Source organism: Streptomyces sp. NPDC055078 (assembly GCF_053607985.1).
The window spans coordinates 1-1016 of the sequence record NZ_JBSGUP010001172.1; the positions used below are offsets into that span (position 1 = coordinate 1).

At 74.0% G+C, this 1016-nt stretch carries 1 protein-coding gene; it reads left to right on the forward strand.

The features are described from left to right. A partial coding sequence (locus tag ACWF94_RS41005) for a ferredoxin (RefSeq protein WP_453500469.1) occupies positions 1–983 on the forward strand: 983 nt, incomplete at its 5' end. Between the last annotated feature and the right edge of the window lie 33 nt (positions 984–1016).

Here is a 1016-nt window from a genome sequence, read left to right on the forward strand (position 1 = left end):
GCGGCGCGCCGACCATGCTGTCCAACGCGGAGACCTTCGCGCAGCTCGCCGTGGCCGCCCGGATCGGCGCCCACCGCTTCAGCAATACGGGCGCGGGCTCCGAGCCGGGCACGGTCATGCTGACGATCTCTGGCGCGGTCGCCCGCCCCATGGTCGTCGAGGTCCCCACAGGGGTCCCACTGCGGTACGTCCTGCAGATGGCGGGCGCCCCGCCGCTCCCTCAGGGTGTGCTGACCGGCGGCTATCACGGCAACTGGATCGACTCGGTGGCCGTTCACGAGGCAGTCGTCTCGCGTGAGTCACTGGCCGCGGTGGGTGGTTCGCTCGGCGCGGGCGCGATCCTTCCGATCGGGCCGGAGACCTGTCCGCTGGGGGAGGCGCTCCGGGTGGCCAACTGGCTCGCCGCCGAGTCCGCCGGTCAGTGCGGCCCCTGCAAACTGGGGCTGCCCGCGGCGGCCGGCGGTCTGGCGGACGTCATGAACGGCGGGGGCCCGGCCGCTCTGGAGGCCCTGCGCGAGGTCACCCAGGCCGTACGGGGCCGGGGAGCCTGCAAGCACCCCGACGGCTCGGCGCGCTTCTTCGCCTCGACGCTGTCCGCCTTCACGGACGATCTGGCCGCCCATGTGCTCCACGGCGGCTGCGGGCGGGAGACGACCGGAGTGCTGCCGTTGCCCATGCCCGGGTACGAGGTCACGGAGGAGTCGGTTCCGAGCGGCGAGAAGGTCTTCATCGACTGGACGCTCTGCCAGGGGCACGGGCTCTGCGCCGACATCGTCCCGGAGCTGATCCGGCTCAACCCCGACGGCTACCCCTCGGTGGCCGACGCGGTCGTGCCGATGCATATGCGGGGGCGGGCACAGCGGGCGGTACGGCGGTGTCCCGCGCTCGCCCTGCGGATCGAACAGACCTCCGCCCCCGCGCCCGGTGGCCGCCCCCAGCTTCCGGCGGGCAGCCGCAAGGAGCTGGGCAGCGGGCGTGGTTGACGGCGCCGACGAGGAGCGGGCGGGCCGCCCTTC